At 72.7% G+C, this 15,484-nt stretch carries 10 protein-coding genes and 2 pseudogenes; all 12 read left to right on the top strand.

Annotation, left to right across the window (positions count from 1 at the left end; all coding sequences use genetic code 11):
- Positions 1 to 63 precede the first annotated feature (63 nt).
- Positions 64 to 1,242 carry a putative cytokinetic ring protein SteA gene (gene steA / locus AB0M54_RS46270; RefSeq protein ID WP_364334029.1) on the top strand — a complete coding sequence of 393 codons (1,179 nt, stop codon included), beginning with the start codon at positions 64 to 66 and terminating at the stop codon, positions 1,240 to 1,242.
- 18 nt (positions 1,243 to 1,260) lie between these two features.
- The gene (locus AB0M54_RS46275) at positions 1,261 to 2,205 is read left to right on the top strand and encodes a copper transporter (RefSeq protein ID WP_364334032.1); all 945 of its coding nucleotides are present in this window, start codon (positions 1,261 to 1,263) and stop codon (positions 2,203 to 2,205) included.
- Between the two features lie 11 nt (positions 2,206 to 2,216).
- Positions 2,217 to 3,017, top strand: coding sequence for a hypothetical protein (locus AB0M54_RS46280; RefSeq protein WP_364479430.1), 801 nt, complete (start codon positions 2,217 to 2,219; stop codon positions 3,015 to 3,017).
- Complete coding sequence (locus AB0M54_RS46285; RefSeq protein ID WP_364479433.1) at positions 3,014 to 4,555, top strand: lipid II flippase MurJ; 1,542 nt, start codon at positions 3,014 to 3,016, stop codon at positions 4,553 to 4,555. The genes AB0M54_RS46280 and AB0M54_RS46285 overlap by 4 nt, the downstream gene beginning before the upstream one ends.
- On the top strand, positions 4,552 to 5,634 hold the full coding sequence (locus tag AB0M54_RS46290; protein ID WP_364334040.1) for a glycosyltransferase family 4 protein: 1,083 nt from the start codon (positions 4,552 to 4,554) through the stop codon (positions 5,632 to 5,634). Before AB0M54_RS46285 ends, AB0M54_RS46290 begins: the two co-directional genes overlap by 4 nt.
- A gap of 74 nt (positions 5,635 to 5,708) precedes the next feature.
- Complete coding sequence (locus tag AB0M54_RS46295; RefSeq protein WP_364479442.1) at positions 5,709 to 7,934, top strand: hypothetical protein; 2,226 nt, start codon at positions 5,709 to 5,711, stop codon at positions 7,932 to 7,934.
- A 44-nt stretch (positions 7,935 to 7,978) separates the two neighbouring features.
- Positions 7,979 to 9,706, top strand: coding sequence for a CTP synthase (locus AB0M54_RS46300; protein WP_364334042.1), 1,728 nt, complete (start codon positions 7,979 to 7,981; stop codon positions 9,704 to 9,706).
- Positions 9,703 to 10,284 (top strand): NUDIX hydrolase, encoded by a 582-nt coding sequence (locus AB0M54_RS46305; protein ID WP_364334045.1) that lies wholly within the window; start codon positions 9,703 to 9,705, stop codon positions 10,282 to 10,284. Before AB0M54_RS46300 ends, AB0M54_RS46305 begins: the two co-directional genes overlap by 4 nt.
- A gap of 99 nt (positions 10,285 to 10,383) precedes the next feature.
- Positions 10,384 to 13,107 (top strand): peroxidase family protein, encoded by a 2,724-nt coding sequence (locus tag AB0M54_RS46310; RefSeq protein WP_364479436.1) that lies wholly within the window; start codon positions 10,384 to 10,386, stop codon positions 13,105 to 13,107.
- Between the two features lie 219 nt (positions 13,108 to 13,326).
- Positions 13,327 to 14,220 carry a phosphotransferase gene (locus AB0M54_RS46315; RefSeq protein ID WP_364479439.1) on the top strand — a complete coding sequence of 298 codons (894 nt, stop codon included), beginning with the start codon at positions 13,327 to 13,329 and terminating at the stop codon, positions 14,218 to 14,220.
- Positions 14,221 to 14,265: 45 nt separating this feature from the next.
- Positions 14,266 to 14,730 (top strand): annotated as a pseudogene (locus AB0M54_RS46320) (alpha/beta hydrolase domain-containing protein); the annotation flags it as partial.
- Positions 14,731 to 14,908: 178 nt separating this feature from the next.
- Positions 14,909 to 15,484, top strand: a pseudogene (locus AB0M54_RS46325) (hypothetical protein); the annotation flags it as partial.

Raw genomic sequence — 15,484 nt, forward strand, 5'->3', positions numbered from 1 at the left:
TGGGGGTGAGTTCAGGCATGTCGCGGGTGAGCAGGGTGAACGCCCGTGACAGGATGGGCGGCGATGCGACTTCCCACCTTGCGCCGGACCCGGACGGTCGAACCGGGAGCCCTGGCCGGCACCGCCCGCGTCGACCGCCGGACCAAACGCCTGGTCGGGCGGCTTCGCCCTGGCGAGATCGCGGTCATCGACCACGTCGACATCGACCGGGTGGCCGCCGACTCGCTGGTCGCGGTCGGGGTGCTCGCGGTGCTCAACGCCAAGCCGTCGATCTCCGGGCGATACCCGAACCTGGGCCCCGAGGTGCTGATCCAGGCCGGCATCACGCTGATCGACGACCTCGGCGAGGAACTGCTCGAGAAGGTGCACGAGGGCGACCTGGTCAGCATCGAGGGCGACACCGTGCTGCTCGACGGCGAGGCGGTGGCGAGCGGGGTCCGGCAGGACGCCGAGATCGTGGCCAAGGCCATGAAAGACGCCCGCGAGGGCCTGTCCGTGCAGCTCGAGGCGTTCGCCGCGAACACCATGGACTACCTCAAGCAGGAACGTGACCTGCTTTTGGACGGCGTCGGCGTTCCCGAGGTCGAGACCAAGATCGCCGGGCGGCACGTGCTGATCGTGGTGCGCGGCTACGACTACAAGGCCGACCTCGACGTGCTGCGGCCGTACATCCGCGAGTTCAAGCCGGTGCTGATCGGCGTGGACGGCGGGGCGGACGCGCTGGTCGAGAACGGTTACAGCCCCGACCTGATCATCGGGGACATGGACTCGGTCACCGACGACGTGCTGCGGTGCGGCGCCGAGGTGGTCGTCCACGCGTACCCCGACGGTCGCGCTCCGGGCCTCGACCGGGTCCGCGGCCTCGACGTGCCGGCCCTGACCTTCCCGGCCGCGGCCACCAGCGAAGACCTGGCGATGCTGCTGGCCGACGAGAAGGGCGCGTCGCTGATCGTCGCCGTGGGCACCCACGCCAACCTGGTCGAGTTCCTGGACAAGGGGCGCGGCGGCATGGCGTCCACCTTCCTCACCCGGCTCAAGGTCGGCGGCAAGCTGGTCGACGCCAAGGGTGTGAGCCGGCTCTACCGGCAGAACATCTCCGGCTCGTCGCTGCTGCTGCTGGTGCTGTCCGCGGTCGCGGCGATGGCCTCCGCGGTGGCCGTCTCGACGGTCGGCAAGGCGTACCTCGCCGTGGTCTCCGAGTGGTGGGACAATCTCCTGTTCCAGCTCGGCCACCTCTTCTAGCTGTAGGGACCGTTTCCCGTGATCAACTTCCGGTACCACGTGGTGTCGCTGACGGCGGTCTTCCTCGCCCTGGCCATCGGGTTGGTGGTGGGCACCGCGGCCCTCAACGGCCCGGTCGCCGACAGCCTCAAGGAACAGGTGCAGTCGGTCAGCAAGGACAACAGCAACCTGCGCGACCAGCAGAACCAGTACCGCGACGAGCTGCGCCGGGCGCAGGTGTTCTCCACCGAGGTGGCGCCGGCGCTGCTGAACGGCAAGCTGACCGGCCGCAAGATCCTGGTGCTGGCCCTGCCCAACACCCAGAAGTACGCCGACCAGGTGATCGCCATGCTCCAGGTGGCCGGGGCGACGATCACCGCGAAGGTCTCGGTGCAGGAGAAGTTCTTCGAGCCGGTGAACGGCGTCGAGCTGCTCGACCTGGCCGAGCAGGCGTCCCAGCCGACCGTGCCGGCGGCCGGGCTGCCGATGAACAGCGACGGGGTGGAGACCTCGAGCGCGCTGCTGGCCCGGGCGCTGCAGCAGCAGCCGGCCCCGGTCAGCGCGGCCGACCTGACCTCGGTGCTCGCCGCGTACGCCGAGCCCGGCTACATCGCCGCCGACGAGGTGGACGGCAAGGCCCCGGCCGGCGGCGCCGAGGCCACCGTGATCGTCTCGGCGCTCCCGCCGACCGACACCGACGCGGCCAAGAAGAGCCAGAACGCGGTCATGCTGACCACCCAGTTCGCGGGCGACGACCGGCCGCTGGTGGTGGCCGGCGACGGCGCGGTCGACGGCAACCTGGTGGCCGAGGTCCGCGCCGACCCGATCCTGGTCAAGCAGATCTCCACGGTGGACAACGCCAGCTCGGCCCAGGGCCAGCTGGCCACCGCGCTGTGCGTGGTCGAGCGGGTGGTGCAGGCCAAGGTCGGTCAGTACGGCCTGGCCGCCGGTGCCACCTCGCTGGTGCCGAAGGCCGCTGCCTAGACTCGTTCGTCATGGCTCTCCTCCGTCCGACCGGCATCGGCGCGCTCGTGGCCCGCGGCGTGCTCACCTGGATCCGCCGCGACCCGCGCGCGGCCGCACTGGAGCGCACCAACTTCCGGGGCAACACGGTCACGCTGGCCGGTGGCCCGGCCCTGGCCGCCGGCGCGACTGTCGGGGCCGCGCTGGGCGCCGGCTCGGCCCGGGTGGCGGCCGCGGCGGTGACGGCGGGCGCGGTGTCGGGTGCGGTCGGCTTCTACGACGACCTGGTCGGCAACCGGCCCGAGCAGAAGGCCGCGAAGGGCTTCGCCGGACACCTCGGCGCGCTGCGTGAGGGTCACGTGACCAGCGGCCTGGTCAAGATCGCCGGCGTCGGCGCGGCCGCGCTGGCCGCGTCCGCGCTGCTCGGCGGGCGCAAGCGGGACGTGCTGCTCGGCGCCGGCGTGATTGCCGGCACCGCCAACCTGATCAACCTGCTCGACCTGCGGCCCGGCCGGGCGCTCAAGGCCGGCATCATCGCCGGCACCCCGCTGTCCACCGGCCCGAACGGCGGGCTGGCCACCGGCGCGCTGGCCGCGGGCGCGGCGCTGCTGCCCGACGACCTCGGCGAGGAGATCATGCTGGGCGACGCCGGGGCCAACGCGTTCGGGGCGCTGCTCGGGCTGGCGCTGACCGCGCGGACCGGGACGGCCGGGCGGGCGATCGCGCTGACCGCGCTGGCCGGGCTGACCGCGGCCAGCGAGAAGGTCAGCTTCACCAAGGTCATCCACGACACCCCGTGGCTGCGCAGGCTGGACGAGCTAGGCCGTTCATGACGCGAGGGCGGGTCGCCGGGGCCGCGCTGGTCATCACCGTTCTCACGATCGTCGCCCGGCTCGCCGGGTTCGGGCGGACGGTGGTCTTCCTGCAGACCGTCGGCGACGGCGCGCTGGGCAACATCTACAACGCCGCGAACACCATCCCGAACATCGTCTTCGAGCTGGTCGCCGGGGGCGCGCTGGCCTCGCTGGTGGTGCCGCTGCTGGCCGGCGACGTGGCGGCCGGGCGGCCCGGACGGGTCGGCGAGGTCGCGTCGGCGCTGCTGACCTGGGTGCTGGCGGTGCTGGCGCCGCTCGCCGTGCTGGTGGCGCTGCTGGCCGGGCCGATCAGCGGCCTGCTGCCGGGCGTCCCGGACGTGCACCGGGAGGTGGCGGCGAGCATGCTGCGGGTGTTCGCGCCGCAACTGCCGCTCTACGGCGCCGGGATCGTGCTGACCGGCGTGCTCCAGGCCCACCACCGGTTCGCCTGGCCGGTGATCGCGCCGCTGCTGTCCAGCGTGACGGTGATGGGGGCGTATCTGACGTACGCGGCGGTGGACGGGCCGCGGACCGGATTCGGCGGGCTCACCCGTACCGGTGAGCTGATCCTCTCGGCCGGGACCACGCTCGGTGTGGTCGTGCTGGCCCTGTGCCTGCTGATCCCGTTGCGGAGGCTGCGGCTGCGGTGGCGGCCGAGCTTCCGGTTCCCGGGCGACGAGGGGCGCCGGGCGGTGCGGCTGGGCTGGGCCGGCGCGGTCACCGTCGGGTCCCAGCAGGTGATGATCGGCGTGGTCATCCTGCTCGCGGTGAGCGGCGGGCTGACCGCCTACAGCGCCGCCCAGACGGTGTTCCTGCTGCCCTGGGCGGTGCTGGCCGTGCCGCTGGCCACCGCGGTGTACCCGACGCTGTCGGCGGCCGACCTCGATGGCTTTCGCGCGGCGCTGGCGCCGGTGGCCCGGTCGGTGGTGCTGCTCGCCGGGCTGGGCGCGGCCGCGCTGTACGCGCTGGCCGACCCGGTCGCCTACCTGGTCGGCACGACGTCGGCCGCGCCCGGGATCCGCGGGTTCGCCGCCGGGTTGTTCGGGTACGCCCTGTTCGCCCTGCTGTCCCGCGCGCTCTACGCCCGGGGCGCCACCCGCGCGGCGGCCGCCTCGACCGCAGCCGGGTGGGGGGTCGCGGCGGTGGCCGCCGTGGTCCTGTCCGCGCTGTCGGGGGAGGGGCGTCAGGTCCTCGTGCTCGGGCTGGCCAACGCGATCGGGATGTCGGTGATCGGCCTGCTCCTGGTGCTCGCGGTCCGCCGCCACGCCGGTCCGGCGTCGCTGAGCGGGCTGGGCCGGGCGATGGCGGCCGGTATCGTGGCGGCGGTCGTCGCGGCGCTCGCGGGCTGGGCGGTGGCCCGGGCCGTCGCCGGCGCGATGGGGCCGGGCGTGGGCAGCAGCCTCGTGCAAGGCTTGGCCGGCGGCGTGGCGGTGCTCGCCGCCTACGCGGCCGTGGTCGTCGCGCTGGACGGGCCGGACGTCCGCGCCATCTCGATCAGACGGAGGGGAAGAACGTGAGCGGCACGGTGGCCCTGGTGCTGGGCTCGAGCACCGGTGGGGTGGGCAACCATGTCGCCTCGCTGGCCCGTGGCCTGGTCGCGGCCGGGCGGCCGGTCCTGGTGTGCGGGCCGTCGGCCACCGACGAGCTGTTCGGCTTCACGGCCGCCGGCGCCACGTTCGCCGCCGTCGAGATCCCGCCCAGCCCCGGCCCGCAGGACTCCGGCGCGGTCCGCGCGCTGCGGCGCGAGCTGGCCGGCCAGGACGTGACCGTGATCCACGCCCACGGGCTGCGCGCCGGCCTGGTCGCGGCCCTGGCGCGGATGTCCCGGCCGCTGATCGTCACGCTGCACAACGCGGTGCTCGGCAAGGGTTTCCGGGCCAGCGCCTCGTCGCTGGTCGAGCGGATCGTGGTCCGCAACGCCACGCTGGTCCTGGGCGCCTCGGAAGACCTGGTCGAGCGGGCCACCGCCCTGGGCGGCACGGCCCGGCTGAGCCCGGTGGCGGCGCCCGCCCTGGCCCCGCCGAAACGGTCGCGGGCCGCGGTGCGCGCCGAGTTCCGGTTGCCGCCCGAGGTCCCGATGATCCTGTCGGTCGGCCGGCTGCACCCGCAGAAACGCTACGACGTGCTGATCGGCGCGGCCGCCCGGTGGCGCTCGCTGACCCCGTCCCCGGTCACCGTGGTCGCCGGGTCCGGGCCCAGCTACATGCCGCTGGCCCAGCAGGCCAGCGAGACCCACGCCCGGTTCTTCCTGCTCGGCCGGCGCGACGACGTGCCCGACCTGCTCACCGGGGCCGACCTGGCCGTGGTGACCAGCGACTGGGAGGCCCGGCAGCTGTTCACGCAGGAGGCGCTGCGGGCCGGGGTGCCGCTGATCTGCACCGCGGTGGGCGGGCTGCCCGGGCTGGTCGGCGACGCGGCCGTGCAGATCCCGCCCGGCGACGTGGACGCGCTGGACGCCGCGGTCCGCCGCCTGCTCGACGACCCCGCCCTGCGGGCCGACTACGCCGCGCGGGGTCCGAAGCGGGCCGCCACCTGGCCGGACGAGGCCGACACGGTGGCCGACGTGATCGCCGCGTACGACGAGGTGGGTGGGTGAGGTTCCGGCCGTTCCGGACGCTGCCGCGGCGCGGGGTCAACCGGCTGCGGCGGCTGCGCCGGCGCGGGCTCCCGGTGCGGCGGATCCGGGGCTGGCTGCCGTACGTGCTGGTGCTGCTCGCGGCCGCCGCCGGGGTGGGCGCGCTGGCCGTACGCCCGGCGCCCGGCCCGGCCAAGCAGCCCCTGGACTACGTGGTGGTGGCCGGCGCCGCCGGCCTGCGCTGGGACGACCTCGACCCGCGGCTGACCCCGACGCTCTGGGCCGAGGCGAGCAAGGGCTCGGTGGGCTGGCTGTCGGTGCGATCCGGGCACCGGGTGACCTGCCCGGCCGACGGCTGGCTGACCCTGGGCGCCGGCAACTACGCCGCCTGGAGCACCGACCGCGTGCCGGGCCAGTGCCCGCCGCTGGCCCCCGCCCTGACCGAGCCGGACAACCTGGGCGCGAACCTCGAGCAGCAACGCGGGATCGTGCAGAACAACCAGACGATGCCGTACGGCGCGGTGCCCGGCGCGCTGGCCGAGTCGGTGCGCTGCACGGTCGCGGTCGGCCCGGGCGCGGCGATCGCGGCGGCCCGCCCGTTCGGCCGGGTGGACCGGTACGAGGCCGAGCTGCCCGCCGACGCCAAGGCCCTGCTGTCCTCGTGTGTGCTCAGCATCGTCGACCTCGGCACCGTGGCCGGGGCCGGTGAACAGCGCCGGGCCGCCGTGGCCCGGGCCGACGCCCTGCTGGCCCGGGTGGTCGCCGGCCGGCCCGATCGGTCGCTGATCGTGGTGGCCGGCGTGGGCGGCACGTCCAGCACGTCCCGCCTGCACGTGGCGATGGCCGAGGGCGAGGGCTGGGACGGCGGCTGGCTCACCTCGGCCGGCACCGGCCGCGAGGGTTACCTGCAACTGGTCGACCTGGCGCCGACCGTGCTGACCGCCCTCGGCCGTCAGGAGCCGCACGGCCTGTTCACCGGCCGGTCGGCGACGACCGTGCCGGGCCGCCCGGCCGGGCTCGAGGACGCGGTGCGTGGCGACCACGACGCCGACCGCCGCGCGACCGCCCAGCGCGGGGTGGCCGACGAGTTCTTCACCGCCCTGGCCGCGGCCGACCTGCTGCTGTTCCTGGCCGCTGTGCCGCTGATGGTGCGCGCCCGCCGGCACGCCGGTCCGCGCGGCCCGGCGGCGCCGTCCCGGATCCTGCTCGGCGCGCTGGAGGTGGCGCTGATCGCGGTGGCCCTGGCGGTGCCGGCCGCGCTGCTCGCCGACGCGGCGCCGTGGTGGCGGGCGGGCCGGCCCAGCCTGGTCTTCGCCGCCGTCACGCTGCTGCTGACCGCCGTCGGCACGGTCGCGGTGCGGGTGGCGCCGCGCTATCCCCGTACCCTCTGGCCGATCGGCGCGGTCGCCCTGATCGGCGCCGTGGTGGTCGGCGCCGACCTGCTGACCGGCGCGCAGCTCCAGCTCAACGGCGTGGCCGGCTATTCGGCGGCGGCGGGCGGCCGGTACGCCGGCGTCGGCAGCGTCGGCCTCGGCGTGTTCGTCACCGGCATGCTGGTGGTGGCCGGCTGCCTGGCCCAGTACATCCGCAAGCCGTGGCGGCCGGTGGTGATGGTGCTGATCGGCGGGATCGCGGTGGTCATGGTCGGCAGCCCGTACCTGGGCGCGGACCCGGCCGGCGCGATCGCGGTGACGGCCGGGGTGTGCGTGGCCGCGGCGGTCAGCGCCGGCGGCTGGCTGACCTTCCCGCGCTTCGCCTGGGCGGCCATGGCCGGGCTGGGCGTCACGATCGGGTTCGCCGTGCTCGACCTGCGCCGGCCGCCGGCCGAGCAGGGCAGCCTGGGCCGGGTGCTGACCGCGCTGGCCGACGGCACGGCCGGCCCGTCGCTGCAGCGGGCGGCCTCGGCCAACGGCCTGTCCCTGGTGGACAGTCCGCTGACCGTGCTCGCCATCATCGGCGTGCTGATGCTCGCGTTCTGCCAGTTCTCCCCGTGGGGCGGGCTCAACCGGCTGTTCGGGCTGCACCCGGCGTTGCGGGCGGCGGGCGCGGGCACGACCGTGGCGGCGCTGATCGCCGGGCCGCTGGGCGGGACGGCGCTCACCGTGGCCGGGGCGGCCGCGGCGGTGGCCGTACCCGTCGCGGTGTTGACCGCTCTGCGAGTGCTCGATCACGCAGCGGATCGGACCCGGCCCGAGGGTGAGAGCGATGGCCCAGGTGGGCCGGGTATTGCCCGAGATGTCGGGGACACGCGGGAGGACCAGCCGGAACGTGCGTCCGACGGCGAAGGTGTTACCGTGGAGTCCCGTGGATGGCGCCCATAGCGCCGGTTCGCAAGACCCTGTAGGACCGACCACGGGAGCTGGCTTTGGCCGTCACAGCGCGCGACACCCGACACATCTTCGTCACCGGGGGCGTCGCCTCCTCGCTGGGTAAGGGCCTCACCGCCTCCAGCCTCGGCAACCTTCTGACCGCGCGCGGGCTCCGGGTCGTGATGCAGAAGCTTGACCCCTACCTGAACGTCGACCCGGGCACGATGAACCCGTTCCAGCACGGTGAGGTGTTCGTCACCGAGGACGGCGCCGAGACCGACCTGGACGTCGGGCATTACGAACGGTTCCTCGACCGGTCGCTGTCGCAGAAGGCGAACGTCACGACCGGCCAGATCTACTCGGCCGTCATCGCCAAGGAGCGGCGCGGCGAATACCTGGGCGACACGGTGCAGGTCATCCCGCACGTGACGAACGAGATCAAAGAGCGCATCTTCGCGATGGCCGACCCGGATGAGTTCGGGCGTACCCCCGACGTGGTCATCACCGAGGTCGGCGGGACCGTCGGCGACATGGAGTCGCTGCCGTTCCTCGAGGCGATCCGCCAGGTGCGCCACGAGATCGGCCGCGACCACGTCTTCTACCTGCACGTCTCGCTGGTGCCCTACCTGGCGCCGTCGGGCGAGCTGAAGACCAAGCCGACCCAACACTCGGTGGCCACCCTGCGCAACATCGGTATCCAGCCGGACGCGCTGGTCTGCCGCAGCGACCGCGAGATCCCCGAGAAGCTCAAGCACAAGCTGTCGCTGTACTGCGACGTCGACCGCGAGGCCGTGGTGGCCTGCCCGGACGCGCCGAGCATCTACGACATCCCCAAGGTGTTGCACCGCGAGGGCCTCGACGCGTACGTTGTCCGCCGGCTCGGCCTGTCGTTCCGCGACGTCGACTGGTCCAGCTGGGACGACCTGCTCCAGCGCGTGCACCACCCGCGCCGCACGATCACCGTCGCCCTGGTCGGCAAGTACGTCGACCTGCCCGACGCCTACCTGTCGGTGAGCGAGGCGATCCGCGCGGCCGGCTTCGCCAACATGGCCAAGGTGCAGCTGCGCTGGGTGCCCAGCGACGACTGCGACACCCAGGCCGGCGCCGCCGCCGCGCTCAAGGGCGTGGACGGCATCGTGATCCCCGGCGGCTTCGGCATCCGCGGCATCGAGGGCAAGATCAACACTTCGCGGTACGCCCGGGAGAACCGCATCCCGATCCTGGGCCTGTGCCTCGGCCTGCAGTGCATGACCATCGACGCCGCCCGCAACCTGGCCGGGCTGGCCGGCGCCAACTCGCTGGAGTTCGACGAGTCCACCCCGAACCCGGTGATCTCGACGATGGCCGACCAGCAGGACATCGTGGCCGGCAAGGGCGACCTGGGCGGCACGATGCGGCTGGGGGCGTACCCGGCGGCCCTGACCGAGGGTTCGATCGTCGCCGAGGCGTACGAGAGCACCGAGATCTCCGAGCGCCACCGGCACCGCTACGAGGTCAACAACGACTTCCGCGACCAGCTCGGTAAGGCCGGCCTGCGGTTCTCGGGCACCTCGCCGGACGGGCGCCTGGTCGAGTTCATCGAGCTCGACCGCGAGACCCACCCGTTCTTCGTGGCCACCCAGGCCCACCCCGAGCTGAAGAGCCGGCCGACCCGGGCCCACCCGCTGTTCGCCGCGTTCGTCAAGGCGTCGGTGGAGTACGCGGCGGCCGACGAACTGCCGGTCGGCCCGCTGGCCGAGGCCGGGGCCGTGCCGGCCGCGTCCGAGCCGGTCGCCGCCTCGTGACCACCTTCGAGCACAGGACGCTGGACCGCACCGAGCGGTACGCCGGCCCGATCTTCACCGTCTTCTCCGACCGGATCACCATGTCCAGCGGCGAGACGGCCACCCGCGACGTGGTGCAGAACAAGGGCGCGGTCGGGGTGGTGGCCCTCGACGACGTCGACCGGGTCGTGCTGATCCGGCAATACCGTCATCCGGTCCAGGAGCGGCTCTGGGAGATCCCGGCCGGGCTGCGCGACGTGCCGGGCGAAGACCCGCTGCCGACCGCCCGGCGCGAGCTGGCCGAGGAGACCGACTACACGGCCGCCCGCTACGACCTGCTGCTCGACCTGCAGACGTCGCCCGGGTTCAGCAACGAGACGATCCGGATCTACCTGGCCCGCGAGCTGACCCCGGTGCCGCTGGCCGAGCGGCACGAGCGGCAGGACGAGGAAGCCGATCTGGAGATCGCCTGGTTCGACCTGGACGAGGCGGTGGCGATGATTCTGCGGGGCGAGATCACCAACGCGTCAACCGTCGCGGGTCTGCTCGCGGCCGCACGGACACGGGATGAGGGCTGGGCGACCCTTCGTCCGGCCTGATAAGTCGGTTTTCTGAACCGGGACCTGCCGCTGCCCGTTGTCGCTTGTGATCGACGACCCGCAGCGGCGGGTTCGCGGGCGGTTCAGGAGGCACAACCGATGACGACACCGTGGACTGAGACCTATCTGGACGGTTCACCCGAGGCCGAGCACGCGCTGTTCGAACAGATCGTTCGGAAGATCTTGCGGGTTCAGGTGAAGAACGCGGCCGGCGGCCCGATCCTGCGAGGATTTCAGGCCAAGGGCACGTTCGTCACCGAGGAGGCCTCACTACGGTTCGCCGACGATCTGGCCCCCGACCTGCGCGTCGGATTTGCCCAGCCGGGCGCGACCTACCCGGCCATGGTCCGGTTCAGTAACTCCGAGGGCCGGCTTCGCGACGACCGCTCCGCCGACATGCGTGGCGTCGCCATGCGCATCACGGTCTCTTCGGACGAGCAGCACGACCTCACGATGACCAGCGGGCGGGTCGGCGCCCGCAACGCCAAGGAATTCGCACCCTTCGCTGCCTTCACCGCGGGCACCGGATTGTCACGCGTGCTGAGCACACTTCGGCTCCCGTTCGTCGTCGGACCCCGCGCGGCCATCCATATGCTCAGGAGCATCCTGCGATCCCGGGTAAAGATTTCCAGCGTGACAGCTCTGACATATGCGACCCCCACGCCGATCCGCTGGGGTGACAACGCCGTGCTGTATCTGCTGCGGCCGGTCGCGGACACAGCGCCGGCGCCCGCTCCGCCCTCTGACGACCCCGACTTCCTCACCGCCGAAATGGTGCGCCGCCTCGCCGGTGGGAACGTTCGCTTCGAACTGTGCGTGCAACGGTTCCGCGACCCGAAATCCACGCCCATCGAGGACGGATCGGTCGACTGGAGCGCTCCGTCGGCGCCGCCCGAGGTTGTCGCGGTGCTGACCATCCCGCGGGGTACGCGACCATCGGCGGTGAACCCAAGTTTCAATCCCTGGAACACGACCGAGGAGTTCCGGCCGCTCGGCAACCTCAACCGGCTGCGCCGGTTCGTCTACGACGCGAGCGCCGCGCACCGCAACCGGGAACGGTTCGTCACCGACGTGCCGCTCCGTAACACCGTCTTCGCCGGCCTGTTCGGGCGGATCTTCGGCGTCGTCAACCGGTTCGTCCCCTGGCACCGGGTGCCGGGGCCACTGGCGCTGCTCAACCTGTCGGCGTTCCGGGACGTGCTGCGCCGGGACAACCTGATCGACACCGAGGCACCTGAGGCGCCTCCGCGCGTACGCAAGGTGCCGCCCGGGCCGACCGACGCCGAGCGCGCCTTCCGCACCCACGACGGCAGCTCGAACGACCTGTCGGACCCGCGGATGGGCGCGGTCGGCGCCGCCTTCGGGCGCAACATGCCGGCCGACCCGCGCACCGACCGGCACGACACGCCCAACCCGATCACGGTCAGCCGCGAGCTGCTGCGGCGCGAGGAGTTCATCCCCGCGACGTCGCTGAACATCCTGGCCGCCACGTGGATCCAGTTCCAGGTGCACGACTGGGTGGTGCACCGGCGGCACAAGCTCGGCGTGGACGACGTACACGTGCCGTTGCCCTCTTCTCTTCCTGGCTGGGCCAACACGCCGGGCGGGCCGCTCGAACCGACGATGCGGATCGGCGGGAACATCGCGCTGCCCAACGGGGCGTTCGCCAACGTCGCCTCACACTGGTGGGACGGCTCCGAGGTGTACGGCACCTCCATCGCGGCGGCCCAGGCTCTGCGGGACGGGGCGAAGCTGCGGCTCACGTCCGCCGGCTACCTGCCGACGGACGTCAGCGGCGCCGAGGTGACCGGGTTCAACGAGGCGTGGTGGACGGGCCTGGGCAGCCTGCACACCCTGTTCGCGCGGGAGCACAACGTGCTGTGCGACGAACTGCTGGCCCGCAACCCCGGCTGGGACGAGGAGCGGATCTACCAGACCGCGCGCCTGATCGTGGCCGCCCTGATCGCCAAGATCCACACGGTGGAGTGGACGCCGGCCATCCTGGCCACCGACACCCTGTACAAGGGCATGAACATCAACTGGAGCGGCGTCCCGTCCTCCTCCTCCGAATGGCTGACCCGGTTCGGGGTATGGCTCACCGATGTGCACGCCCTGCACGGGATCCCGCACACCACACCCGACCATCACGCGGCGCCGTACTCGCTGACCGAGGACTTCGTCACCGTCTACCGCATGCACCCGCTGCTGCCGGACGACTTCTCGTTCGGGGCGGCCGGCCCCCGTGGCCTCGCCGACCTGCTGGGCGCCAAGGCCGACGACGAGCTGCGGGCCATCGGCCTGACGAACGTGCTGCACTCGTTCGGCACCGCCCACCCCGGCGCGATCACCTTGCACAACTATCCGCGTACGCTGATGAACCTCGAACGCGAGGGCGAGCTGATCGACCTGTCGGTGGTCGACCTGGTCCGCTCCCGGCGCCGCGGGGTCCCGCGCTACAACGACTTCCGGGCCGGCCTGCACATGCCGCGCATCACCCGCTGGGAAGACCTCAGCGCCAACCCGGACACGGTTCGTCGCCTGCGCGGCGTCTACCGCACCATCGACGAGGTCGACACGATGGTCGGCATGTTCGCGGAGACCCCGCCGGCCGGTTTCGGCTTCTCCGACACGGCGTTCCGGGTCTTCATCCTGATGGCGTCCCGCCGCCTCCAGAGCGACCGCTTCCTCACGGTCGACTACCGTCCCGAGATCTACACCCAGTTCGGCCTGGACTGGGTCGAGCAGAACACGATGAGCACGGTGATCAAGCGCCATTGCCCGACCCTTGCGCCGCCGGCGGCCAACGCCTTCGCGCCCTGGTAGGGGCTTTCGCCGCTGCGCGTATGGCGGTTGTGCCGGGCTCACCTGCCGGTGGACAGCCGCCCGAATGTGTCGTACCCGGCCGCTACTTTTGCGCCCACCCAGTGCCTGGGTGGGGGAGGTGGCGGTGCGCGGGGGACGCCCCGGCGGGAGTCAAGGTCGACTCGGCTGGGCTGGGGGAAATCGGTGGGTGCGGCGGGGCGAGGCGCTTAGAGTGCTGCCGTGGATGCGGGGCGTTGGCGGGATGCGGCATGGCTGGGGCGGGCTCAGGACTGGATCGACGAGCGGGTCGAGCGCACCGGCGAGATCGAGCAACCGCACGTCCGGCCCTGGTCGACCGTCATGCGGGTGCCGACCTCCGGTGGGGATGTCTGGTTCAAGGCCAACGACGAGTCGCTGCGACATGAGGTGGTCATTGTCGAGCGGGTCAGCTCGCGCCGGCCCGATGTGGTTCCGCCGCTGATCGGGGCGGATGTCGCGGCCGGGTGGATGCTGATGGCGGACGCGGGGGAGTCGTTGCGGAGCGTCAGCGGCCGGGAGGGCAGTCTCGATCGGTGGCTGGATGTGTTGTCACGGTACGCGTCGGTGCAGCTTGATCTGACCGGTGAGGTCGACGATCTGCTCGCCGCCGGTGTGCCGGACATGCGCCTCGCGACGTTGCCGGCCGCCTACGTGAAGCTGGTCGACGAGGTGGGTGCGGAGCCGCGGTTCCACGATGCGCTGCCGGTGGTGGAGGCGCTTTGTGCCGAGCTCGACGCGTACGGGATCCCGGAACTGTTGCAACACGATGACCTGCACGACGGTCAGGTGTTCGTGCGGGACGGCCGCCACCTCGTGCTGGACTGGGGTGACGCGTGCGTGTCCCACCCGTTCTTCTCGATGGCGGTGACCATCCAGGGTGGCCTGGCGTGGGGGCTCGACGACATGGAGAACTCGGTCGACACCGCGCCGTTCCTGGCCGCCTACCTGAAGCCGTTCGGCGGCGATGACCTGGTCCCGGCGGCCGATATCGCGATGCGCCTGGGCTGGGTGTGCCGGGCGATCAACGGCCGGGTGCCGGGCGACGACGCGTCCACCATGACCAGGTTGCGGATGTTCCTCGATGGACGGCCATAGGCGACTTTCGTCCCCGCGCGCGGCTACCCCTTCCTCGCCACCGACGTCGACCTGGCCCGGGCCGGCTACGTCGAGCAGGAGTTCTTCCTCGCCGGCGAGGCGACCCGCTACGCCGCGGACGGGACCGTGATCGACACCGGCAACCCGTACGCCATGCGGCTCGTCGTCCGCCGCCCGGTCGCGCCGAACAGGTTCAACGGCACGGTGATCGCCGAGTGGAACAACGTCTCCAACCAGTGGGACCAGGAGGTCGACTGGCTCCAGACGCACGAGCATCTGATCCGCGAGGGCTACGTCCGGGTGGGCGTCTCCGCGCAGCGCAGCGCCGCCCGCATAACCCAGCCCGTGGCCACAGCCCTCACCGCCCGGGTAACCGCCGCACGACGGGCCGGCCGCACAGGCGCGATCCTCCACCTGACCCTGCTGACCGCCGAGGCCCAGCGAATCACCGACCGCCCGGCTCGCGTCGCGACAGCCCTGATCGGCGTCCTCGGCACAGCCCACCCCTGACCCCGGCCGCCGTGGTGGCCGCGTTTCGGCTCACGGGCGCCGCTGACCCGAGTCACGACAGCTTTTGATCGTTGCCCTTTCGGGCAAGGTCGAATGCCCTCAGATTGGTTCGGTTGGCAGTGATTCTTCACCCTGGCGCGGGCCACGATCGGTGTTCGTCCAGCTCACGGGGGGACGGATGGCGAAGGCATCGACCGAGGACCGGGACCCGGAACGCCGCACGCCGCTCACACCGGTTCCGAGCGAGGAGCGAGCGCCCGAGGCGCCGGCCGCCGCGCGCCGCGCGCCGGCAGCGCGGCCCTTCACCGTGGGTACGGCCCAACGTATCCAGTCCGCCGCGGGTAACCGGGCGCTGGCGGGCATGATCGCTCAGCGGCGCGCGACCGCTCAGGCGCCGGCTGCCCCGGTGATCGAGTCCGAGGGCCTGGTCCATCCCGCCGATCCGGCCGGGGAGCACGACGCCGTCGCACCGGTCCAGCGTCTGGTCGGGCCCGAAGCCGCCGCCCCACCTGAGGACTCTGCCACGACAACGGCTCCGGCCGGCGTTCACCAGCCCGCTCCGGTCACCGCGGCCGCGCCGCCGGCTCCGGTGCAACGCCTGTCACGGCCGCCCGCGTCCGCGTCCGCGCCCGCCGTGCCGGCGACGGACGCCGGGCCGCCGGTGCCGGTGCAGCGGTTGTCGCGGCCGCCGGCGGCGGCGTCGCCGAAGTTCGGGGCGTTGAAGTCGGAGGTGAAAGGTAAGCAGAACACCCTG

Origin of the sequence: Actinoplanes sp. NPDC051470 (genome assembly GCF_040682035.1) — a bacterium.
GTDB lineage: Bacteria > Actinomycetota > Actinomycetes > Mycobacteriales > Micromonosporaceae > Actinoplanes.

What these genes read in the sequence shown, in the direction of transcription:
- AB0M54_RS46280 (WP_364479430.1), top strand. Translation starts at nt 2,217, where the DNA reads ATGGCTCTCCTCCGTCCGACCGGCATCGGCGCGCTCGTGGCCCGCGGC.
- steA (WP_364334029.1), top strand. Translation starts at nt 64, where the DNA reads ATGCGACTTCCCACCTTGCGCCGGACCCGGACGGTCGAACCGGGAGCC.
- AB0M54_RS46285 (WP_364479433.1), top strand. Translation starts at nt 3,014, where the DNA reads ATGACGCGAGGGCGGGTCGCCGGGGCCGCGCTGGTCATCACCGTTCTC.
- AB0M54_RS46310 (WP_364479436.1), top strand. Translation starts at nt 10,384, where the DNA reads ATGACGACACCGTGGACTGAGACCTATCTGGACGGTTCACCCGAGGCC.